The sequence below is a fragment of the Streptomyces violaceorubidus genome (assembly GCF_000717995.1).
GTDB classification, from domain to species: Bacteria; Actinomycetota; Actinomycetes; order Streptomycetales; family Streptomycetaceae; genus Streptomyces; species Streptomyces violaceorubidus.
This window is the reverse complement of the sequence record NZ_JODM01000118.1, coordinates 1-1159: the sequence shown is the minus strand read 5'-3', so window position 1 is coordinate 1159 and position 1159 is coordinate 1. Positions and strand designations below refer to the sequence as shown.

1 protein-coding gene is annotated in these 1159 nt (G+C 70.4%); it reads left to right on the top strand.

Translation table 11 applies throughout. The features are described from left to right. Positions 1 to 1159: AMP-binding protein (locus tag IE94_RS41970; RefSeq protein ID WP_037924734.1), on the top strand; the 1159-nt coding region annotated here is incomplete at both ends.

The window sequence follows — 1159 nt, the reverse complement described above, 5'->3', positions numbered from 1 at the left end:
GACCCGAGTCCGCGACACCGACCTCACCGCCTACACCCACCAGGACACCCCCTTCGAACGCCTCGTCGAAACCCTCAACCCCGAACGCTCCCCCTCACGCCACCCCCTCTTCCAAACCATGCTGTCCCTGCAGAACGCCGATCCGTCGGCCCTCGCGAGCACCAGCAGGTTCCCGGGGCTCGGCGTGAGTCCGATCGACGCGGACGCCGCGGTGTCGAAGTTCGACCTTCTGCTCGCGGTGCAGGAGAACGCCGAAGGCATGCGTGCCGTACTGGAGTTCAGTGCGGATCTGTTCGACAGGGAGACGGCGGAGCTCCTGACGCGCCGCTTCGTGCGGGTGTTGGAGGCGGTGGTGGCCGATCCGCAGGTGCGGGTCGGTGGGATCGGGGTGCTGGAGGAGGGCGAGCGGGAGCGGGTCCTGGAGCAGTGGAACGACACGGCGACCGCGGATGCGGCCCCTGATGTGGTGGCCGCGTTCCGGGCCCAGGTGGCGCGTACGCCGGAGGCTGCGGCGGTGGTGTGTGGTGGGGTGTCGGTCCCCTACGGTGAGCTGGACGTGCGCAGTGACCGGCTTGCCCGGCTGCTGGTCGCCGACGGGGTGGGCGGCGAGCGGTTCGTGGCCGTGCAGCTGCCCCGCAGTGCCGATCTTGTGGTGGTGCTGCTGGCGGTCCTGAAGGCGGGGGGCGCGTATCTGCCGCTCGACGGGGACTTCCCGGCGGAGCGGCTGGCGTTCATGCGGGAGGAGACGCGGCCCGTCGTCACCGTCGATGAAGTCTGGCTTGCCGGGGCCGAGCAGCGGGTGGTGGATTCCGGGGTTGTGCTGCCCGGGGCCGTTGACGTGTCTGGGGCTGCGTATGTGACCAGCGGTGACCGGCTTCTCGCGGTGACGACGATCGGGTTCGACATCGCCGGGCTGGAACTGTTCACCCCGCTCACCTCGGGCGGGACCGTTGTTCTAGCGCCGGGCGGGATCGTGCACGATCCGGACCAGCTCCGTGATCTCCTGGTCCAGGAGCAGGTCTCGGTGATGCAGGCGACGCCGAGCCTGTGGCGTGCCGCGCTCGACAGCCCCGACGTCACCCAGGCCCTCACGCGGGTGCGTGTCCTCGTCGGCGGTGAAGCGCTGCCGTCCGACCTCGCCGACCGGCTCACCACCACC